Here is a 20,981-nt window from a genome sequence, read left to right on the forward strand (position 1 = left end):
AAGCTTTTTATATTAGTATTTTTTATTATTTTCTGTATTTAGTTTAACACCGGTTCGCAGCATCCTCCTCTCAAAGATCGCCTGATTACGACCAACCACCCCGCCAAGCCTTGCCTTCTCCGCCACATTACCAAAGCCAGTACCGTTCATTATCCCAGTCGTAACACCAGCCGCTAGCATATCCTTGCCTAGCGATCTTAAAGCCTTTTTGCTAGTAGATTCCTTTACTCCCTTTAAAATATTCCCACCATTATTTGCAGCTCCTATCACCACTCCAGACGCAAATCCACTCACCCCAGCCGCTATAGCACTACTTACGCCTGCTCCAACTGCACCTCCAGCTCCTATACCTCCTGCAACACCTGCACCAATCGTACTACCTACTCCGGCGGTTGCTGCCGTTACTGCTGTCCCTATTACCACTTGAGCTTGAGGGGTTAATGTACGTGTCTTACGATCCCAGTTCTTACTTTCTCTCTTTATCTCACCAATATTTACATTCTGCTTGCCCTGCCTTGCCTCCAACATACTCACCCAAGCAGACCTTAACCAAAAACCTACTTCTTTGGTATTTGCGGAGTTTCGATTAGTTTTAGTCTCGCACGTTTAGAATTATCATTTACTGCAAGATATTTAGGATTCTGTTTAAGCCCTAAGTTCCTCATAATATCATTAAAAATATTTTCTATTTCTTTGAACTCGTTTTCTAAATACTCAAGATTAGCATCACATTTACTATAACTATTAACAATGTTTTCTGTTAGCCTTTCTGTTGTCTTTACAGCCGCTTTGCCTAGATTTATAACTAGCATTCTTTGAAAAAGACTTTTTAATATTAATTTTAGCTTTTTATTAAGTATTAATTTTATTAAATTAACTATTCGGTGCATCACTTTCCTAAATCAAATATTTACTATTCTCTAAAATAGCATTATCTGATCCAGTTTGTAAACTATTAGTAGAAAATAAAAATAAGATGGTTTTGATTTTAAAGTTTTTTGTTAGAATTTTTTCTCTCTATTTCGAAAAATTTACTCATTATTTCTACTAGTTCCTTTTTTGTGTTTACACTAGCACGACCTACAGCTTGAGCTGGTTTATCAGAAACATTAGATAATACCTCACATTCATAAAAGTAATCATCCTTATCATAAATACAAATGTAAATTAATTTATTATTTCTTTTAAACCCAATAGAATTAAAATCGTCCCAATCATCTACTACAGAAAAAGTATCATCACCAAACTCCTTATTAATTATATCTATGAATCTTATTACTAATTGGTTTTTTTCTATCATTTTAAAAAATCTTTTTTTATTAATAATTTTTTAGCAGTTCTTGCTGCGTCTACTCTATTATTTGCATCATTTAAAATTTCTCTTAATGTTTTATCCCAATATTCTCCTGGAAATTCTTCTCTAATACTTCCTTTTCTATGTTCTGATACAAATTCTCTTGCAGTTTTATCAAGGCTTTCAAGAACTTTACGACCAGTAACATTATTATCTTTAATTTCATATTTTTTTCCATCCTTAGCTAATTGTTTTTCTTTCTGATTCTTATCTTTGTCCGGTTCGAAGTCAGGTTTCATTGAGCCAGAAGCAGCAACAGCCTTTTCTTGAGATTGAGGATTGGCTTTACTATTATTATTTCCCTTATTACCATGCTTACTTTTCTCTAAAATAGCACTATCTGCTCCAATTTGTAAATTATTAGTAGCAAGTAGAGATATAATAGTTCCGATTTTGGCAGAAGAAGCGGTTTCGTTATCAATAATTCCTAATGAGTTTAGTTTCTCTGCTAAACTATTGAACATATTCGAAAGAACTATTGGAACATCGGAAATACTAGGCAAAGAAATATCCGGCAATAATGGCTCGGCATCAACTTTTTCTCTGTCACCAATTACAGCTGTGGAGGTAGACAATAAAGCTTGCGTCATTAATGCTTGTTGCTGGAATAAATGCAGAGCAGCATTATACTCCACCACCGAAGAGGAGATGCTAGTTGCCATTTGCATGTCGGAGGCGGATGCACCGGCGAGCATCGCGGTAGCTGCGACTATAGTGTCGTTCCAATTAGATAAGCCAGTGCCGCTTTCGCCAGTGCCAGAAAACTTATGAGCTGGGGAAGAGGTAAGACCGCTTAAAGCCTCACCCATACCACCAGCGAGCATACCTATAGCAACATTACCCTTGCTCGCTAAGGCGTACGTCCCACCAAGTGCCGAATGCATCATTACTTTGGCTGCTCTTTCTTCACTTAGACCATATCGCTGTCCTATGTCCCCGATATAGCCTTGACCGACTGCTAAAGCCCCACGCAGCACCTCACCCATGAAATTATCACGAAGACTGCCGCCCTTAATCGCTGTATTAACACCGGTTCGCAGCATCATTCTCTCAAAGATTGCCTGATTACGACCAGTTACGCCTACATCTTTTGCTTTCTCTGCTACATCCCCAAAACCTGTGCCGTTCATTACTCCCGTTATAACACCAGCTGCTAGCATATCCTTGCCTAGCGATCTTAAAGCCTTTTTGCTAGTAGATTCCTTTACTCCCTTTAAAATATTCCCACCATTATTTGCAGCTCTTATCACCACTCCAGACGCAAATCCACTCACCCCAGCCGCTATAGCATTATATCCCTACATGTGATGATGTTTATTTAAAAGGATTAATATCTCTAACTTCTATGACACTTGCTAAATTTTTATCATTCCTTATAAGTTTTAATTATATTACGGTTTTCATCTTCTATTACTACCGTTCCATCTTGGTATTTTCTAGTACAATATTTATAGTCAATATCCCATAAAAATAACATTAAACTATATCTTCAACGTCCCCACCTAAAGTAGTAGGATTTTTCTCAATAATTTCTTCAAGAGAAAAGAATACAGATTTAGAAGAAGTATCCACTAATTTAGAACCTTTTTTAGATGGTTGATTAGTTTCAGCAGAATCCGAAATATACCCCTCATCTTTAAAATCACTTTTATTAATTACTTTCATATCTTCTATTATCTCTTCTTTCAGTTTATTTATAGCTTCTGTATAACTTTTAAATTTTGAAGTATCAGCTTCATATTGAATTAATAGTTTGCATATAGCTTTATATGTATCATTTTTTGGCTCAGCTATATGTGCAAATAATGCTATAAAAACTACTTTACCTCTTTCTAGAATTTCAGCATTAGGATTACCGCCATGCTCTAATAAAAATTTAAGTGTTTCTACATAATTAGATAAGTCTTTTTTTGTTTCAGAAAATGAACTGTCGGAATAAGTAGGATCATTGGCTGGAATCGCAGCATTTACTAATAAAGCAACAAGATCTTCTGAATAACCATCGTGAGCTGTTGCACCATATTTGAATAGCTTTTCTAAAATTTCTACATTACCTTTTAGTATTGCAGATATAACACCTTGAGATGCGATAGCACCATTTTTTAGGAGATAATTTATTACGTCAATATGTTCTTGCATGGTGGCAATACTTAATATAGCCCCTCCATGTAAAGGATTATTAATTGTAGTATTAACATCAAAATTTTTTTCTTCAATAAAATATTGAACTAAATCTAAACGACCTTTATGAACTGCTTTATAAAGATACTCATCAGGAAGTTCTGATGAAGATAAGGAAATTAATGTTTTAATTTCTTCTAGGGTATATTCATGACCTATTGCAAAATAAATAGCTTCATTTATATCAACTTTTTTTGCTAATAACTCTGTTATTATTTTTTCATCTTTTAGCTTAATCGCTCTATTTAATGCTGTTCCATGTTTAGGATCAACATAGTTGATTTGATTGGTTTTTATAAGTTTTTGAATATCGGCTTTTAAAATTTGTTTTTTAGTTTTAAAAAAATTTCCTAGAGCTAAAGAGGAGGATTTTTTCATGATAATTTACCTTAATTAATTTATAGCGGGCGTACTATAAAGTAATTAAGGTAAATTATCAATATAAAATATTAACTAAATATCAAAGAATTAACTATTAGTTTACTTTCTTAATCTTTAGTTGTAGTTTGTGGTTTTCTAGCTCGATTTCACTAATATGATCAGGAATAAAATCTTTAGCAAATTCACTTAAGGTTTGCTCTTTAATAAACTCACCGTAAATATCAGTTATTCTAGGCAAATTTATATCAATCAAAATCCTATCTGTTATAGCAAAATCGGCATTTTTTCGAGCTTGTTGTATAGACCGCACAATATCTCTAGCTATTCCTTCGTCTATTAACTCAGAGGTCAGCTCTAAATCAAGTATTAGCAGACTGCTATTATGGGCAAAGCTGCTAGCCCCTTTAATATGCGAATGAGGTTCTAAGATTAGTTTATATTCATCGCTATTTAAGGTCTCATTACAGATCCTCAAGCCGTCAGAGGTTACTTCCCACTCGTTCTTTTTAGAGGCAGCTATAATATCTTTCATTTTAGCTGGCAGACGCTTACCGAGTAGCGGGAAATTAATCGATAATTTTTTAACTGCATAATTTTCTAAATCATCACGATAAATTACTGATTTAACATTAATTTCATCTTTAATTAAATCTTCAAAATCTTTTAGTTTATCGTTATTTTTGCTAATAATAGTTATACTGCTAAGTGGTTGTCTTACACGTGCGTTTTCGCTACTTCTGATGAATAGGCTATGACTGCAAATATCTAGTACAGTATCCATAGTATCCACTAGCTCGCTGTTTATTTCAAATTTTGAAAGATCAGGATAGTTGCAAAGATGGACACTTTTTATGTCATTGCGAGCCACTATTGACTTGTCATCCCGTGGCTTGACCACGGGATCTTGAGCCATAGCTTTTTCTCCTGAGATACCGCGATCAAGTCGCGGTATGACCCTATTCGTTAGCCCCAAATATATCGCTTCCGAGATAAGTGGCACGAGTGATGACATCGCAATGGACATAGTCTCCAAGCACGTATATAGCGTGTTATAAGCATTTTGCTTGTCTAGATCTTTTTCGCTTTTCCAAAACCTAGCTCTGCTTCGTCTAATATACCAGTTATTTAGCACTTCAAAAAATTCTGAAACAGCATGATAAGCTATTTGAGTATCAAAATTGTCTAAACTTTCTTTAATCTTTTCTACCGCTATTTTGAGCTTGGATAATATATATATATCAAGCACATTGTCCGAGTTAAACTCCTGCTCGCCTTTAATATGATCGGCATTAGCATACATCGTGAAGAAATGGTAAGCATTCCAGATAGGCTTGATAAACAAACGAAGCGTATCAAATACCATTTTGTCGTCTTTATCAATCAGTAGCTCTTGCCCTTTAACAACATTGGAAGAAAGCATTGTTACCCTTAAGGCATCTGAGCCATATTTATCGAATAGCTCCAGCGGATCGGCATAGTTATTTAGACGCTTTGAAAGCTTTTGACCCGTAGCATCTAAAATCACCCCGTGGCATATACAATTTAAAAATGGTGGACGATCGAATAGGGCAGTAGATAACACCATTAAAGTATAGAACCAGCCACGTGTTTGTGCGGAATATTCAACTATGAAATCTGCCGGAAAGTGATCCTCAAACCACTGCTTATTTTCAAAAGGGTAGTGTGCTTGCCCGTAAGGCATCGAGCCGCTTTCAAACCAACAGTCAAATACGTCTTCTATTCTACGCATTGTTGATTTACCGGTTGGATCGTCGGGATTGGTCCGCGTTAACTCATCAATAAATGGACGATGTAAATCAGTAATTTTAACACCAAAATCTGTTTCTAGCTCTTCTATAGAGCCGTAAACATCTATGCGTGGATATTTTGGATCGTCAGACTTCCATACCGGCAAAGGTGTTCCCCAGAATCTATTACGGCTTATTGACCAATCTCTAGCATTCTCAAGCCATTTACCGAATAAATTATCTTTAACATGCGTCGGTATCCAATTAATTTGCTGATTTAGCTCTACCATTCTGTCTTTAAATTCGGTAACTTTTACGTACCATGACGGAACAGCCTTGTATATAAGAGGCGTATCGGTTCGCCAGCAATGCGGATAATTGTGAATATATTGCTCGGTTTTTAGCCAATTCCCTTGCTCTTTCAGCTTGATTATTATTTTATCGTTTGCATCAAATACTTGTAAGCCCTCTAAATCAGGTATTTCTTTGGTGAACTTACCACTATTATCCACGGGGCAAACGAGCTTTATGCCTTTCGATTCACAAAGTATTTGGTCATCTTCACCAAACCCAGGAGCCATATGTACTACTCCTGTGCCGTCTCCCTCAACAACAAAATCGCCGGCAAATATCCTAAAGCTATTCGGATGATTTTTGAAATAGTCAAATAGCGGCTTATAGCTTAATCCTTGAAGCTCTGAGCCTTTAATTATCGTGAATTGCTCATCGCCTTTTAGCTCTAATTCTTTAGCGTATTTAGAAACAGATGAGGCAGCTATGATATAACAGACATCGCCTTTAGGAACTAACGCATAATTAATATCACTGCCAACTGCTAAGGCTAGATTTGACGGCAATGTCCAAGGGGTAGTCGTCCAAGCTAAAACACGATACTCCTTATAATCACCATGAGGTATTTTGTCGTTCAGTACAAAACTAACTGTTACAGCTTTATCTGCTCGCTCTCTATATGAATTATCAAGTCTTGTTTCAAAGTTAGAAAGCGGAGTTTCGCATGCCCAAGAATATGGCATAACCCTCATAGATTCGTACAATAATCCTTTATTATATAACTCTTTGAATGCCCAAAGCACAGATTCCATAAAATTCTTATCCATTGTTTTATAAGAATTCTTAAAATCCACCCATCTTGCTTGACGTGTTACATATTGCTCCCACTCACCGGCATATTTCATTACCGAATCTCTACAATGAGAGTTAAACTTTTCTATCCCGAAATTAGTAATAGCAAGACGCCCTGAAATACCGAGTTCCTTTTCAGATTGCATTTCAGCAGGTAGTCCGTGACAATCCCAACCGAAACGACGCTCTACTTTCTTACCTCTAACCGTTTGATATCTAGCATATACGTCTTTAATAAAGCCAGTTAGTAAGTGCCCATAATGCGGTAACCCATTAGCAAAAGGCGGACCATCGTAAAAGATAAACTCAGCATCGCCCTCTCTAATATCAATAGATTTTTGGAATATATTATTATCTTGCCAAAATTTTAATATTTCTTTTTCTATGGTAGCAAAATCAGCATTTGAGCTAACTTCTGGGTAATATTTAGTGTTTGTCATTATTTTGTAAATTATTTATTATAACAGTTTAGTTTATTGTAATGTCATCCCCGCTTAAGGCTTTGTTGCGTAGATCGAGAGTCGTCATTGCGAGCGAATGAAATGAGCGTGGCAATCCAGAAAAAATAATAAAAAATGCTATAAATTAGCATTTTTTAACTGGATTGCTTCGTCAATTACTTCGTAATTTCCTCGCAATGACGGAAAAACTGATCCACGCAACAATGCCTCCCGTGGTCAAGCCACGGGATGACACCGATTTATAATAATAGATAATAGCAGAGAGATAAATAGCTAACTATGACAAATAGCGAAAAAATTTATATAGGGCTTTGTATAATATTCTCTACTCTTATAATACTTGGTAACTTAATATATCAAAAATTTGTTATGTTACAAATACCGTTTTATAAGTTTGAGTTATCAGCAGGAGCAATATTATACCCTTTAACATTTTTAATTACTGATATAATTACTGAGCTATATGGAAAAGAAAAAGCTAATTTTTGTATTAGATTAGCAATATGTATGAATGTCCTAGTTACTATAATTATAATGTTTGTAAGTTATTTGCCGGCTACTAATTGGTCAAAAATCAATGATGAAACATTTAATAAAGTATTTAGTTATTATAGTGTAGCATTCCTTGCATCTATTATCGCATGTTATATTGCTCAAGCAATTGATGTTAATTTATATTTATGGATACGCAAATTAACTAAAGGAAAATATTTGTGGTTAAGAAGTAATGTTAGTACTTGTATCTCATTATTTATCGATACTACTATCGTGATTAGTTTTATGGCAATGTTTAATATCTTTCCTGTCAAGCAAATATGGAAATTATTTTTTACCATCTGCTGCACACCATTAGTTTATTTGAGCCTTTTTTCTATAAGGGGTTTTATTAAATTTGATATGAGTACTTGGAAAAAATAGCAACAAAAAAATAGCAACAAATATATAAGTAATAATCGTCAGTGTAAAAATATTTGATTAATATTACTTTTTTAGTTTTTCTTATTTATTAAGTTTGGTATAATAATATTATATAGTAAGTCATATCAAATAATTATAAGTTATTAACATGTATATCAATACTTTAACCATTACCTCTAAAGGACAAATCGTTTTACCAAAAAAAGCCAGAGATATTCTAAGTAGCACTGTTATTGCTGTAGAAGTTAATGATAATCATCAGGTTATCTTATCTCCTGTTTTAGATGTAGGAGGTGTTTTTGCAAAATATAAAAAAAATACAGAAGCTTCTTTTGAAGAGATGAGAGATAAAGCTTGGAGAGAAAACGTAAGAAAATAATATGAAATATATATGTGATACAAATTTTATTGTAAGATATTTAGTTGCTAATGATCAAAATATGTTTGATAAAGCAAAAGAAATATTTGAAAAAGTCAAAACAGGACAAATTATTTTAATATTAGAGCAAACCACATTTACTGAAATAGTATTTGTTTTATCTTCTGTTTATAAAGTTTCACGTAGTGAGATATTTACTAATTTATCAGGCTTACTTGCCTATAAAGGCATTCATTGTGAAAAGGAATATTATTTAGCTGCTTTAGAATATTACAGTAGGCATAACATTCATATAGTTGATTGTATATTGTTAGCTAAAGCAAAGTTTTTAAATATACCGTTACTTACTTTTGATCAAAAATTACTTAATTTATCTAATAAAAATGACAATTAAAATACTTACCCCTCCAAGCGGTAAAATCTACTAGATTTATAGAATTTAATTATATTAAAAAGTAAAATCTTCGTGACGCCGGCTATTGGTATAGCGAAAAATATTCCAATAAAGCCGAATAAGCTACCGCAGGCAAAAATTGAGAATATAATCCAAAGAGGATGTAAACCTATTTTATCACCAATAATTTTAGGTGTTAGAATATATGACTCACAAATATTTCCGATTAAATAGACCACTATTATATAAAACAGTTTTGTGGTTGCACCAAAGGTTAAATATCCGACAGTTAGAGTTAGAAGAAAAGAGATAAAAGTGCCGATAAAAGGAATAATAACTAAAAAACCTGTTAAGATTCCAAGTAAAAGAGCAAGATCAATGCCTATTACACTAAATGAGATGCTATAATAAATCGATAACATTAAACAGATATTTAGCTGACCTCTTATATAAGCAGCAAGCAGGCTATTGATAGAGGATAATATTCCAAGGATTTTATGCCTGCTTTTTAGCGGTAATAATGATTTCATATTTTCGATAATTCTCATCCAATCACGTAAGAAATAAAATAATATTATAGGTATAAGTAAAAACAAGACAAATATATTAATTGTAATGAGAGTATAGTGCCAAAAATTATTAGCAAGGCTGCCAAGTATAGTGAATATACTATTTATGAAATTACTTAAAGAATCCCGTATCTTATCAGCGATATTAGGTTCTACAGCATAAATTTTTGTCATTATAGGCGGTAATATTTCTGCTTGAAAATAATCCTTATATTTAGGGATATTATTAACAAAAGTAGAAACCTGCCCATAAATTACCGGTACTAAAAGAGTAAGTGCAGTAAAAAATATACTTAAAAATATCAAGTAAACTACAATAGATGAAATTTTATTTGATAGTTTAAATTTTGACGCAACAAATTCTATAGCAGGTTGTAGTAAATAAGAAATTATAAAAGCAATAAAAAATGGTCTTATTGCTTCTGAAATTAGCATAAAACCGCTTATAAAAATTCCTATAAAAAGAAGCCAAAATATAGCGCTTTTATTCATATATATACTCCTAATAAATGAAGAGTTGTGTATACGAAGATCAACTTGGAAAAGAGTAATCGGTCTATAAGGCAAGGAGCGGCAGCAGTTACTTAATACGTGAGCACCGCAGATCTTATAAGACGACGTATCCAATTTTTCAAGTTCATCTAGTATATCTACTTTTTTGTTACTTGAACAGTCGCAGGTCTTAATAACCTATCTTTAATTTTATAACCAACTTGCATTATATTAATAACACTATTAGGTTTATGATCAGGATGCTCTATTTGAGAAATTGCATTATGCAAATTATAATCAAATGATGATCCTATTTCTGGCTTTATTTCTTCTATATGATGCTTATGAAATACTTTATCTAGTTCATCTTTAGTCATCTGAACACCAGCAATAATATTCGTTACTTCTACTGAAGCATCTAGTGGTTTATGCTCTAATGCTCTAGATAGATTATCGCTAACGTTTAAAAGTTCTTTAGCAAATGTAGTAATCGCATAATCTCTTGCATCATCACGTGCTTTTTCTAAACGCTTTCTTGTATTATCTATTTCAGCACTTGCTCTAATTAGCTTATCTTTTAGCTCTTCTATTTGGGCTTTTAAGTCTGCTATTTCTGAATTAGTTTCAGTATTTTCTACCTCTTCAGCAATATTATTTATTGCTTCTTCTTTGTTTTCTATATTATTGTCCGTCATCGTATAACTATTATTGATTTACTTATAGTATAAGATATAATAAAAAATCTAAAATTTTCAATGGGGTATACTTGTTTTATTTAAAATCTTTTCCAAATAAAACTTTGTCTATCTATTCTTCATCTATTAGAGGTATAAATATTATATTATGAGGCAGTCAGGCAGAAAAAGCAATCAATTACGTCCTATTTCATTAGAATTATCTCCTCTTATTAACGCAGAAGGCTCATGTCTTATTAAAATAGGTAACACTCATGTTATGTGTAGTGCAAGTTATGATACGACAGTACCGCCATTTTTACGTAACCAGAACAGAGGATGGATTACCGCAGAATATAGCATGCTCCCGGGTTCTACAGCTCAGCGTAATAAAAGGGAAGCGGTGCAAGGTAAGCAGTCAGGTAGAACGCAAGAAATACAGCGTTTAATTGGGAGGGCGATGCGTTCGATAATTGACTTACAAAAACTTGGTGAGCGACAAATTACCATAGATTGTGATGTGATTAATGCCGATGGAGGTACTAGAACTGCCGCTATAACAGGGAGTTATGTAGCTTTGCATTTAGCTATTAGATCATTAATGAAGAAAAGAATTCTGAAAGTAAATCCATTAATTAACCAAGTTGCTGCCGTTTCTTGCGGTATATATAAAGGTCAACCTATATTAGATTTGGATTATTTAGAAGATAGTGACGCTGAAGTAGATAGTAATTTTGTGTTTGCAGGTAATGGAAACTTAATTGAAATTCAAGGAACGGCAGAGAAAGAACCTTTTTCTGAAGAGCAATTTTTAGAAATATTAAAACTTGCAAAAGCTGGTGTTTCAGAATTGTTTAAACTACAAAATCAAGTATTACTCAATTTACAATGACTAAAATAAGACTTGATGAATTTTTACTGCAAAAAGGTTTTGCCCCAAGTATCCAAATAGCACAAAGTCTAATTATGCAGGGTAAAGTGCATAATAAACATGAGCAATTAACCAAAGCCGGAACTCAAGTTAATGTAAATGATAAGGATATTAAGGTAAAATTGCCGAAGCATAATTATGTTTCAAGAGGAGCATTAAAGTTAATTAAGGCTTTAGATCATTTCAAGATTAACCCTAGCGGTATGGTTTGCATTGATCTTGGAAGCAGTACTGGCGGTTTTACGGAAGTTTTATTGGAGCAAGGTGCAAAGTTAGTTTTTGCTGTAGATGTTGGTTATGGTGAGCTGCATCATAGATTGCGTGACAATCCACAAATTATAGTACTTGAGAAAACTAATGCACGATATTTAACCGAAAAACAAATAACTACTCAGCCTGATTTGATAGTTTGTGATGCAAGCTTTATTAGCTTAACCACTATTCTGCCTGCTTCATTTGCTTTAGCTAAGAAAAATTGTTTGCTTATAGCTCTAATTAAGCCGCAATTTGAAGTCGAAAAGCAGGAGGTAGAGGAGGGGGGAATTATTAAAAATCCGTTACTCCATCAAAAAGTGTGCAATAAAATTAAAGCTTGGCTTGAAGAAGAACATAATTTTGAGATATTCGGTATTGTAGAAAGCCCGATACTTGGAGCTAAAGGAAATAAAGAATTTTTAATAGTAGGGCAGAGAAAAAAGACACTTTAAATCAATTTATTATTAATTGCATCCTCTAATGTATAATTATTAAGTGTTTTTATAAATGCATTGCTTGCCTCCTTAATAAAATGTTTAAATTGGCACGAATTAGTGATTCTACATTGATTAGTATCCTTATTAAAACACTCTACTATATCCATATTAGGCTCTAACTTCTCTATTATATCTCCAAGTTTTATAGAAGAGGGGTTAGATGCTAATCTAATTCCACCTCCTTTTCCTTTACTACTAGTTATATATCCTAATTGTGCTAATTTGTGTATTACCTTTACTAAATGATTAAGCGAAATATTATAGTATTCTGCTATTTCTTTTATACTACAAATTTTCTCCTGTTTAGATGCAAGATATATAAGACTACGTAATCCATAATCTGTAAAACTTGTTAACTGCATAAAAATTTTATTTTTTATCTTGAATATACAAAAAAACATTTATATAAGTCTATATGTTATAATATGTATTTGAAATACATATTATAACATATTAATAATTGTAAACAAGGAGTGACTATGTCTAAAGTAATTACAGCAAAAGAAATAAAAGATGCTGCTAAGTTATTCAAAAATTTTGATATTACTAAATCATTAAATTTTTATGGGAGTTTGGTAGCTAATTATAAAGTTGTGGTAGATGAATATTTTAATAGTAGTAGCTTCAATTTGAAAGAACCAGAAAAAGGAACGCAACCAAATTTAATGAAAAATTTTTTAAACCTTACTGGAAATGCTATTTTAAAAGTTTTAGATTCATATAATGAAACAGATGAAGTAAATATTTCAGAAGTTATACAATCAGCTTTAGATAATGATAATAAATTTAATGAAGCGATAGCAAAAATTGTTGGCATACATGTAGGGCGTAATATTCCTGCACATCTATATCCACCCGTTGCTGAAAAGCTTATATTAAATGTAGGAAATGGTAATGAGCTAGTAAAAGAAATATTAAATGAAGTAGGAGCATATTTTGTAAAAACTGAAGAAAAGCAATATAATGAGTTGAAAGAATACAAAATAGAAAATTTTGAAGAGCATAAAATAAAAATCGAAATGAAAAACGCTGATGGAGATACAGCAAAAATAAAATTTTATAGACAGAATGAGCAGGAAGTAACACCTCATAAACACGGACAAATTATTACTATTAAAGTGGGAAGCAAGTATAGTGAATTTACAGTTATGAAAACTGGTCATGATAATGAGGGGCATTATTATGAATGTTTGATAAAGAAAAATCCTAATGGAACTGTAACAAATTACCTATTTAATGATAAAAATCAGCTAGTAAAAGTGCAGCCCTCATATATTGAGTCAGATATAGAAACTACAAAAGACCTTGTCCTTATTAGTAGTGGATCAGGAGAAAGCCATTCTATTTCTATAATAAATAAAAAGGATATTCCGTTCCCACAATCCATCCATGTTATTCATTCTACTAAAAGTGAAAATAGTGATAATTAGATGAAGTAATTAATGTTGCAAAATCATATAATATTAATGTTTCTCATCATAAACATTATACTCATTATAGTGGTAGAATGACTAAAGAATCTTTAAGCGATATTTTAGAAAATTATGATAGCCATTATGAAGTTTGTACTTCTAGCTCTTTTAGTACTGCTATACAGCAGACATTAAAGGGATGGGGTGTTGAAGACGTTAATATTCATGTAGAGGGATTCGGTTCGATACCAGAAATTCTTGATTCAGCATTAATAGGTGTCTGTCCGTTTCATTAAACATATAGTTCTTTTTATTGTTAAATAAATATTGCTTATATATATGAACTAGTGTATTCTGCCTTTTTAAGGGATACAATATTGGAATTAAAAAAAGGTGGGTTATCCCGCCTTTTTTGTTATAAAAGCCAAAGAATGCAAACTATTGAACAACAAATAACAGATTTGATACAAGAAACCTTAAAAGATATGGGGTTTGAAGTAGTGCTTGTACGTGTTAAAGGTCTAAGCTCTAAAGTAGTCGAGATATTAATAGATAGGCTTGATGATCAAAAAGTAACGGTAGAAGATTGCACTAAAGCAAGCAATACTATTTCGGCTATTTTAGATGTTGAAGATTTGATAGAAGAGGCATATTATTTAGAGGTTTCATCAAGTGGTGTTGAACGTCCATTAGTAAAATTTGAAAATTATAAAAGATTTGTAGGACGAGAAGTTAAAATTAAGCTTAAAGAGTTGTTAAATGGTAGAAGCCGTTATCAAGGTACGATAATTGAGGCTAAAGACGATAAAGTATATTTAAAATGGGAAAACCAAGAAGTAATAATTAATTACGATTTAATTAAAAGTGCTAACCTAGTTTTAACAGAAGAAATGTTTAAAAAATTATTAGGTTCTGAGAATAAAAGTAATACAAGGTAATGTAATATATGTCTAATATAGGTAACATAGAAATTTTACAAATTATAGATTCTGTAGCTCGTGAGAAAGGAATATCAAAAGAAGTTTTGATATCAACTGTAGAACAAGCAGTGCAAGTAGCAGGGCGAAAAAAATATGGCAATGAATATAATATCAAAGCACAAATAAATAGAAAGACAGGTGAAATAAATCTTTTAAGAGTGCTTAAAGTAGTAGAAAATGTAGAAGATTATTTAACACAAATTTCACTTACCGAAGCTTTACAAAAAGATCCTGAAGCTAAAATTGATGGTGAAATATATGAATATTTGCCTTCTATTGATCATGCGAGAGTAGCAGCTCAAGCCGCAAAACAAGTCATAACACAACGTGTTATAGAAGCAGAGCGTGAAAAACAATATCATGATTTCAAAGATAGAAAAGGTGAAGTTATAAATGGTGTTGTCAAAAGAATAGAATATGGTGATATAATAGTTGACCTTAACCGTGCTGAGGCAATAATAAAGAGAGAACAACAGATTAAAGGTGAAAATTTTAAAGTTGGTGATCGTGTTAAAGCATATGTACAAGATGTAAGACACGAAACAAAAGGTCCACAAATCTTTTTATCTAGAGCAGATGATAGGATGCTTGCTAAACTATTTGAGTTAGAAGTTACAGAAATTTATGAGGGAATGATCGAAATAAAAGCAGTAGCACGTGATGCCGGTTCAAAAGCCAAAATAGCTGTATTTGCTTCAGATAGTAGTGTAGACCCGATAGGTTCATGTGTTGGTATTAGAGGCAATAGGGTAAAAGCTATAACAAATGAGCTAAATGGAGAAAAAATTGATATAATATTATGGAATAGGGATGTTGCACAGTTTATAATCAATGCTCTTGCACCTGCTGAAATTTTAAAAATTCTTATTGATGAAGATAAAAGAAAAGTAGAGGTAGTAGTTTCACAAGAGAATCAAAGCCTTGCAATAGGTAGAAGAGGACAAAATGTAAGACTTGCTGCTAAACTTACAGGATGGAATATCGATATAATGACTGAAGAGCAAGAGTCAAAACGAAGAAATGAAGAGTTCGTAACTTCTACAGAATTATTTATGGAAGCTTTAGACGTTGAAGAAGTAATCGGGCAGCTTTTATCAGTTAGTGGATTTAATACAGTAGAACAAATTGCAAATAGTGATGTTAATGCTTTAATGAATATTGAAGGTTTTGAAGAGGAGCTTGCTGTAGAGATTAGAAATAGAGCTATTAATTATGTTAATCTCAAAAATGAAAAGATTGTTAAAGAACTTGAAGAGCTTGGAGTCGAACAAGAATTAATAGACATATTAGAAATACAACCTGAATTAATACTAAAATTTGCTGAATATGGTATTAAGACCATAGAAGATTTAGGTGAAATGAGCGTAAATGAATTTAAAAATTTAGCTCCAAATTCTAATATAACAGATGAAAATATTAAATTATTAATTAAGACGGCTAAACAACATAGCGAGCTAAAAGAAGAATAAAAAAATTTTGGTGTCATATTTGTCATTGCGAGCCACTGAAAGTGGCGTGGCAATCTCGTGAGAATGTCCTGAGATTGCTTTGTCGCTACGCTCCTCGCAATGACGGTCTCCAGTTAAGGCACCATATTACTCTAGCAAAGGGTTCTATTACTAAACACAAAGGTTTAAATATGACGGATAACCAGGAAAACAAACCCAAAAAGTTGACACTTAGCAATACGAAATTGTCACTTAACAAGTCTTTTGACTCTCTTGCGAGTACTCAAAATTTTGTTAATGCTAAGTCGAAAACATTAGTAGAGGTTAGAAAAAGCTCTAGTGGTTCTACTACTACCCTTTCATTAAATAAAGAGAAAGGTAGTTTAGAAACTGGTTCAAGTAGTGGTAGTGAAGAATTTAACAGACGCTTATCTATTCTAAAAAAAGCTGCAGAACAATCAAAATTAAATGATAATCCACAAATAAGTACTTTAAGTAAACTTGCAAGTATTAATCAATCTATTGCTTCACAAGAAGATCCTATAGAAGTTGAGCAAGAAGAAAGCAGCGATACTAACAAAGTTAAAGAAGAGACAAAAATAGAAGAAGTAAAAGATACTGAGGAGTCTGCACTTCAAACTCCTAAAAAGAAAGAGGATATTTTTGTAAAATCTCCGTTAGTAGGAACTAGAACTCGTTATGGTATAGAATCGGAAAAAGATGTAGATAAAGTAACCGAAAATAAGGTGATTGTACCAAAACCTAAAGTTGAAGAATCAAGAAAGTTTAAAAAGACTGACCTCTTTAATATGGTTGGTGACGATGAAAACGACAATAGAACTAGAACTAGAAGTCTTGCTTCTATAAAAAGAGCAAGAGAAAAAGAAAAGCGTAAATCATTAGTACAAGCCCCTGAAAAAGTATATAGAGAAATAACGCTACCTGAAGTTATTGGTGTTGGTGATTTTGCAAATGCAATGTCTGAGCGTGTATCTGATGTTATTAAAGAGTTAATGAAGCTTGGCATCCTTGTTAATGCTAGTCAAACAATTGATGCAGATACTGCAGAATTAGTAGCCACACATCTAGGTCATGCTGTCAAAAGAGTCCAAGAATCGGATGTTGAAAATATCTTAATTACCAATGATAAAGAAGAAGATTTAAGATCACGTGCACCAGTTGTTACAGTTATGGGGCATGTTGACCACGGAAAAACTTCTCTACTTGATGCTCTGAAATCTACAGATGTAGCATCCGGTGAGACAGGGGGAATTACCCAGCATATCGGTGCTTATAGAGTAACGCTTGCTGATGGTAGAGCTATTACATTTATTGATACTCCTGGTCATGAAGCTTTCTCAGAAATGCGTTCAAGAGGGGCAGGTGTCACTGATATAGTTATCATAGTAGTTGCAGCAGATGACGGAATTAAGCCGCAAACTGTTGAAGCGATTAACCATGCAAAAGCAGCAAATGTTCCTATAATAGTTGCCATTAATAAGATAGATAAGCCTGATATTGATATTGAGCGTGTAAAAAACGAACTCTATATGTATGAAATTATCGGCGAGGAAGCTGGTGGTGATGTTATGGTTATTCCGATCTCGGCACTTAAAAAAATTAATTTAGACAAGCTTGAAGAAGCTATTTTATTAATTGCAGAAATGCAAAATTTAAAAGCAAGTCCATTCGGATCAGCTAGCGGTGTCGTGATCGAATCAAAAATCGAAAAAGGAAGAGGTGCGTTAACAACCATGCTAGTTCAGCGTGGTACTTTAAAAAGTGGCGATATTATAATAGCTGGAACTGCGTATGGTAAAGTCAAAAAAATGACCAACGATAAAGGAATAGAAGTTTTAGAAGCTACCCCATCCGTTCCAATAGAAATTCAGGGCTTGAGTCATGTTCCTCATGCCGGTTATATGTTTAACGTAGTACAAACTGAAAAGCAAGCAAAAGACATAGCAGAATATAGGGAGCGAGTTGCTAAAGAAAAGAAAATATCTATAGCACCACGTTCAAGTCTAGAAGATTTATTCTTAAAAGCTTCTGGTAGTAGTAAAATTAAAGAATTACCTTTAATTATTAAAGGTGATGTTCACGGGTCAGTTGAAGCTATTGCTGGTAGTTTATTAAAATTACCAAATGATGAAGTTAAGCTCCGCATTCTTCACAGTGGTGTAGGTCCTATAACAGAATCGGATGTATCACTTGCTCATGCTTCTTCAGCTATCATTGTTGGTTTTAATGTTAGAGCAGGTGCAAACGCAAAAACTGCTGCAGAGAAAGAAAAAGTTGAAATTAGATATTACAGCATAATATACGATCTATTAGATGACGTGAAAGCAATTATGAGCGGAATGCTTGATCCGATTATCAGAGAACAATATATTGGATCAGTAGAAATTAGGCAGATATTTAACATTACCAAGATTGGTAAAATCGCTGGTTCTTATGTCACTAGAGGTATTATTAAGAAAGGAGCAGGAGTACGCTTATTACGTGATAATATAGTAATTCATGAGGGTAAGCTGAAAACTTTAAAACGCTTTAAAGAAGAAGTTAAAGAAGTCAGAGAAGGCTATGAGTGTGGTATCGCATTTGAGAATTACGAAGATATCAGAGAGGGCGATACAGTCGAGGTATTTGAGCTGATTCAAGAGAAAAAACAGTTATAACTTAGTTCCCGTCATTGCGAGAAGAAACTGTAAGTTTCGACGAAGCAATCTAGTAAAAAAATACTAATAATATTAGTATTTTTTATTATTTTTTGGATACTGTGATCAAGCAATTAGATGACACCAAGAGTGTTTTTGATCCACGCGGGCAAGCCTACACGGGAATGACATATAATATATGACTATGGAACTTACCGGAAATGAGTTAATTAAGTCCAAGCTTATAGATATCCCTGAGCGTTCAGGGGTCTATCGGATGTTTGACGCTAATAAACAAGTCATTTATGTCGGTAAAGCTAAAAACCTAAAAAAGCGTCTTACTAATTACATTAAAACAGATTTAGATACTAAAACGCTTCGGATGGTTGCAAATACTTGCTCGTTAGAGTATAGCATTACTAATTCTGAAGTCGAAGCACTGCTTTTAGAAGCTCAGCTAATCAAAAAATTTCAACCGAAATTCAATATTCTTCTTAAAGACGATAAATCTTTCCCTTTCATCAAATTACGTTTAGATCATGATTTCCCGCAATTGCTAAAATACCGAGGCAGAGCCTTAAATGATGGGAAGTTTTTTGGTCCGTTTGCTTCAGCAACCGAAGTTAACACTACTTTATCAGAACTACAAAAAATCTTTAAACTACGTTCCTGCACAGATAATTACTTCAATTCACGTACTCGTCCTTGCCTACAATATGAAATCAAGCGTTGTTATGCTCCATGTGTTGGTAAGATTAATAAAAAGGATTATGCAGAGCTAGTAGGGCAGGTTAAAGATTTCTTGCAAGGACGCAGTAAAGAACTCCAAGAAAATCTATCGAAGAAAATGGAAGAGTTAAGCGAGCAGATGCGTTTTGAAGAAGCGGCAGACATCAGAGATCGTATTAAGGCATTGAGTTATGTACAGCTTAAAGCTGGTATTACGGATATTGTTAAAGATGCAGATATAATTGCTATTGTAGAAAAGAATGGGCATTATTGCGTAGAGGTATTTTTATATAGAATAGGGCAAGCTTGCGGTAATATTCCGTATTTCCCTACTTCTACTGAAAATAGTACTAAAGAAGAAGTGTTAAGGCATTTTTTACTGCAATTTTATCAAAAGCAACAAGTGCCTCCGGAAATTATTATCAATCACGAAATTGATGATAAAGATAATATCATAGAAGCGATTAGGAGTATTAATGATTTTGCTAAGCTTAGCATTACAATTCCTGCTAGCGGCGGTAAGCTTAAATTAGTTCAAAATGCTGAGGAAAATGCTTTATTTTCACTTGAGCAATATTTAAAGAAATTTACTAAAAATCAAGAACTTATGTTTGAGGTTAAAGAGTTATTTAATCTTCCTGAAATTCCTGAGAGAATTGAGGTTTACGATAATAGCCATATTCAAGGTAAGTTTGCCGTCGGGGTTATGATAGTTGCTGGTAAATCCGGTTTTGATAAAAAAGAATATCGGGTTTTTTCGTTGTCATCCCGTGACTCGATCACGGGATCCAGTAAATCAACAAACAATGATGGTGTTAGTTGTTTTTTGGATACCGTGGACAAGCCACGGTATGACGCTGTAGGTGATGACTATGAAATGCTAAGACAAGTCCTTACCAGAAGGCTTACACGATTAAAACAAGAGCCGCATAGGTTGCCAAGCTTGATGATTATTGATGGGGGGAAAGGACATTTAGGAATTGTTAAAGAAGTGATGAACAAGCTTCAAATGGATATTCCGTTTGTTTGTATGTCAAAAGGTCCTGATAGAAATGCTGGTCTTGAGCAGTTTCATATGGTAGGTAGAGAAGTATTTACCTTGAACAAGAATTTACCGCTCATGAAATATTTACAAATCCTACGGGATGAAGCTCATAATTTTGCAATAAAGAATCATAGACTTAGTAGGTCACGTGCTATAAAAGTCTCAAGCCTTGATGAAATAGAGGGAATAGGGGATACACGTAAAAAGGCATTACTGCATTATTTTGGTTCATATAAAGCAGTATCAGATGCGACGCTAGATGAGCTTTCTAAAGTAAAAGGCATTAGTAAATCACTTGCGAAAATGATCTTTAATGCCTTGCATAAAAATTAA

Annotated in this window: 20 protein-coding genes; 11 read left to right on the forward strand and 9 right to left on the reverse strand. The window is 33.3% G+C overall.

Annotated features, from left to right (window positions below):
• Positions 1–12: 12 nt before the first annotated feature.
• The 6 genes from AAHF54_RS03120 to ileS form a co-directional block, all read right to left on the reverse strand.
• Positions 13–528: a DUF637 domain-containing protein gene (locus tag AAHF54_RS03120; RefSeq protein ID WP_341795186.1), complete on the reverse strand. Its 516-nt coding sequence runs from the start codon at positions 526–528 to the stop codon at positions 13–15.
• Between the two features lie 29 nt (positions 529–557).
• Positions 558–890, reverse strand: a complete 333-nt coding sequence (locus AAHF54_RS03125; protein ID WP_341789109.1) for a hypothetical protein — start codon at positions 888–890, stop codon at positions 558–560.
• A gap of 98 nt (positions 891–988) precedes the next feature.
• Positions 989–1,300: a hypothetical protein gene (locus tag AAHF54_RS03130; RefSeq protein ID WP_341789110.1), complete on the reverse strand. Its 312-nt coding sequence runs from the start codon at positions 1,298–1,300 to the stop codon at positions 989–991.
• Positions 1,297–2,628, reverse strand: coding sequence for a DUF637 domain-containing protein (locus AAHF54_RS03135; protein ID WP_341789111.1), 1,332 nt, complete (start codon positions 2,626–2,628; stop codon positions 1,297–1,299). Before AAHF54_RS03135 ends, AAHF54_RS03130 begins: the two co-directional genes overlap by 4 nt.
• A 202-nt stretch (positions 2,629–2,830) precedes the next feature.
• A complete protein-coding gene (locus AAHF54_RS03140; RefSeq protein WP_341789112.1) occupies positions 2,831–3,913 on the reverse strand; it encodes an ankyrin repeat domain-containing protein in 1,083 nt (360 codons plus the stop codon).
• Positions 3,914–4,010: 97 nt separating this feature from the next.
• The gene (ileS, locus tag AAHF54_RS03145) at positions 4,011–7,247 is read right to left on the reverse strand and encodes an isoleucine--tRNA ligase (protein ID WP_342170196.1); all 3,237 of its coding nucleotides are present in this window, start codon (positions 7,245–7,247) and stop codon (positions 4,011–4,013) included.
• A gap of 300 nt (positions 7,248–7,547) precedes the next feature.
• Here ileS and AAHF54_RS03150 point away from each other — a divergent pair, with 300 nt between their 5' ends.
• The 3 genes from AAHF54_RS03150 (at position 7,548) to AAHF54_RS03160 (ending at position 8,959) form a co-directional block, all read left to right on the forward strand.
• A complete protein-coding gene (locus AAHF54_RS03150) occupies positions 7,548–8,186 on the forward strand; it encodes a queuosine precursor transporter (RefSeq protein ID WP_342170197.1) in 639 nt (212 codons plus the stop codon).
• A 148-nt stretch (positions 8,187–8,334) separates the two neighbouring features.
• Positions 8,335–8,565 carry an AbrB/MazE/SpoVT family DNA-binding domain-containing protein gene (locus AAHF54_RS03155; RefSeq protein ID WP_341789115.1) on the forward strand — a complete coding sequence of 77 codons (231 nt, stop codon included), beginning with the start codon at positions 8,335–8,337 and terminating at the stop codon, positions 8,563–8,565.
• Between the two features lies 1 nt (position 8,566).
• Positions 8,567–8,959, forward strand: a complete 393-nt coding sequence (locus AAHF54_RS03160; protein ID WP_342170198.1) for a PIN domain-containing protein — start codon at positions 8,567–8,569, stop codon at positions 8,957–8,959.
• Between the two features lie 5 nt (positions 8,960–8,964).
• On the opposite strand, the gene AAHF54_RS03165 is transcribed toward AAHF54_RS03160, so the two are convergent.
• Together AAHF54_RS03165 and grpE are read right to left on the reverse strand one after the other, a co-directional pair.
• Positions 8,965–10,020: an AI-2E family transporter gene (locus tag AAHF54_RS03165; protein WP_342170199.1), complete on the reverse strand. Its 1,056-nt coding sequence runs from the start codon at positions 10,018–10,020 to the stop codon at positions 8,965–8,967.
• 158 nt (positions 10,021–10,178) lie between these two features.
• Entirely contained in the window at positions 10,179–10,715 is a 537-nt protein-coding gene (gene grpE / locus AAHF54_RS03170) for a nucleotide exchange factor GrpE (protein WP_342170200.1), read from the reverse strand.
• Between the two features lie 148 nt (positions 10,716–10,863).
• On the opposite strand from grpE, the gene rph reads away from it, so the two are divergent.
• Positions 10,864–11,586 carry a ribonuclease PH gene (gene rph, locus AAHF54_RS03175; RefSeq protein ID WP_342170201.1) on the forward strand — a complete coding sequence of 241 codons (723 nt, stop codon included), beginning with the start codon at positions 10,864–10,866 and terminating at the stop codon, positions 11,584–11,586.
• A complete protein-coding gene (locus AAHF54_RS03180; RefSeq protein ID WP_341789120.1) occupies positions 11,583–12,332 on the forward strand; it encodes a TlyA family RNA methyltransferase in 750 nt (249 codons plus the stop codon). The genes rph and AAHF54_RS03180 overlap by 4 nt, the downstream gene beginning before the upstream one ends.
• Here AAHF54_RS03180 and AAHF54_RS03185 read toward each other — a convergent pair.
• Positions 12,329–12,739 carry an Rrf2 family transcriptional regulator gene (locus tag AAHF54_RS03185; protein WP_341789121.1) on the reverse strand — a complete coding sequence of 137 codons (411 nt, stop codon included), beginning with the start codon at positions 12,737–12,739 and terminating at the stop codon, positions 12,329–12,331. The two genes, AAHF54_RS03180 and AAHF54_RS03185, sit on opposite strands and share 4 nt — an antisense overlap.
• 117 nt (positions 12,740–12,856) lie before the next feature.
• Here AAHF54_RS03185 and AAHF54_RS03190 point away from each other — a divergent pair, with 117 nt between their 5' ends.
• The 6 genes from AAHF54_RS03190 (at position 12,857) to uvrC (ending at position 20,981) form a co-directional block, all read left to right on the forward strand.
• On the forward strand, positions 12,857–13,807 hold the full coding sequence (locus AAHF54_RS03190; RefSeq protein WP_342170202.1) for a hypothetical protein: 951 nt from the start codon (positions 12,857–12,859) through the stop codon (positions 13,805–13,807).
• Between the two features lie 77 nt (positions 13,808–13,884).
• Positions 13,885–14,085 (forward strand): hypothetical protein, encoded by a 201-nt coding sequence (locus AAHF54_RS03195; RefSeq protein WP_341795012.1) that lies wholly within the window; start codon positions 13,885–13,887, stop codon positions 14,083–14,085.
• A 135-nt stretch (positions 14,086–14,220) separates the two neighbouring features.
• Positions 14,221–14,727 (forward strand): ribosome maturation factor RimP, encoded by a 507-nt coding sequence (rimP, locus tag AAHF54_RS03200; protein ID WP_341789218.1) that lies wholly within the window; start codon positions 14,221–14,223, stop codon positions 14,725–14,727.
• An 8-nt stretch (positions 14,728–14,735) separates the two neighbouring features.
• Entirely contained in the window at positions 14,736–16,238 is a 1,503-nt protein-coding gene (nusA, locus tag AAHF54_RS03205) for a transcription termination factor NusA (RefSeq protein ID WP_342170203.1), read from the forward strand.
• Between the two features lie 170 nt (positions 16,239–16,408).
• Positions 16,409–18,895: a translation initiation factor IF-2 gene (gene infB / locus AAHF54_RS03210; RefSeq protein ID WP_342170204.1), complete on the forward strand. Its 2,487-nt coding sequence runs from the start codon at positions 16,409–16,411 to the stop codon at positions 18,893–18,895.
• A 178-nt stretch (positions 18,896–19,073) separates the two neighbouring features.
• Complete coding sequence (gene uvrC / locus AAHF54_RS03215) at positions 19,074–20,981, forward strand: excinuclease ABC subunit UvrC (RefSeq protein ID WP_342170205.1); 1,908 nt, start codon at positions 19,074–19,076, stop codon at positions 20,979–20,981.

This window comes from Rickettsia endosymbiont of Seladonia tumulorum (genome assembly GCF_964030815.1).
GTDB lineage: Bacteria > Pseudomonadota > Alphaproteobacteria > Rickettsiales > Rickettsiaceae > Rickettsia.

Bases quoted from the DNA above. Each gene is read 5' to 3' on its own strand.
- grpE (WP_342170200.1), bottom strand. From the start codon at position 10,715: ATGACGGACAATAATATAGAAAACAAAGAAGAAGCAATAAATAATATT.
- nusA (WP_342170203.1), top strand. From the start codon at position 14,736: ATGTCTAATATAGGTAACATAGAAATTTTACAAATTATAGATTCTGTA.
- AAHF54_RS03130 (WP_341789110.1), bottom strand. From the start codon at position 1,300: ATGATAGAAAAAAACCAATTAGTAATAAGATTCATAGATATAATTAAT.
- AAHF54_RS03160 (WP_342170198.1), top strand. From the start codon at position 8,567: ATGAAATATATATGTGATACAAATTTTATTGTAAGATATTTAGTTGCT.
- uvrC (WP_342170205.1), top strand. From the start codon at position 19,074: ATGACTATGGAACTTACCGGAAATGAGTTAATTAAGTCCAAGCTTATA.
- AAHF54_RS03185 (WP_341789121.1), bottom strand. From the start codon at position 12,739: ATGCAGTTAACAAGTTTTACAGATTATGGATTACGTAGTCTTATATAT.
- rimP (WP_341789218.1), top strand. From the start codon at position 14,221: ATGCAAACTATTGAACAACAAATAACAGATTTGATACAAGAAACCTTA.
- AAHF54_RS03195 (WP_341795012.1), top strand. From the start codon at position 13,885: ATGACTAAAGAATCTTTAAGCGATATTTTAGAAAATTATGATAGCCAT.
- AAHF54_RS03125 (WP_341789109.1), bottom strand. From the start codon at position 890: ATGCACCGAATAGTTAATTTAATAAAATTAATACTTAATAAAAAGCTA.
- infB (WP_342170204.1), top strand. From the start codon at position 16,409: ATGACGGATAACCAGGAAAACAAACCCAAAAAGTTGACACTTAGCAAT.
- AAHF54_RS03120 (WP_341795186.1), bottom strand. From the start codon at position 528: ATGTTGGAGGCAAGGCAGGGCAAGCAGAATGTAAATATTGGTGAGATA.
- ileS (WP_342170196.1), bottom strand. From the start codon at position 7,247: ATGACAAACACTAAATATTACCCAGAAGTTAGCTCAAATGCTGATTTT.
- rph (WP_342170201.1), top strand. From the start codon at position 10,864: ATGAGGCAGTCAGGCAGAAAAAGCAATCAATTACGTCCTATTTCATTA.
- AAHF54_RS03140 (WP_341789112.1), bottom strand. From the start codon at position 3,913: ATGAAAAAATCCTCCTCTTTAGCTCTAGGAAATTTTTTTAAAACTAAA.
- AAHF54_RS03165 (WP_342170199.1), bottom strand. From the start codon at position 10,020: ATGAATAAAAGCGCTATATTTTGGCTTCTTTTTATAGGAATTTTTATA.
- AAHF54_RS03150 (WP_342170197.1), top strand. From the start codon at position 7,548: ATGACAAATAGCGAAAAAATTTATATAGGGCTTTGTATAATATTCTCT.
- AAHF54_RS03155 (WP_341789115.1), top strand. From the start codon at position 8,335: ATGTATATCAATACTTTAACCATTACCTCTAAAGGACAAATCGTTTTA.
- AAHF54_RS03180 (WP_341789120.1), top strand. From the start codon at position 11,583: ATGACTAAAATAAGACTTGATGAATTTTTACTGCAAAAAGGTTTTGCC.
- AAHF54_RS03190 (WP_342170202.1), top strand. From the start codon at position 12,857: ATGTCTAAAGTAATTACAGCAAAAGAAATAAAAGATGCTGCTAAGTTA.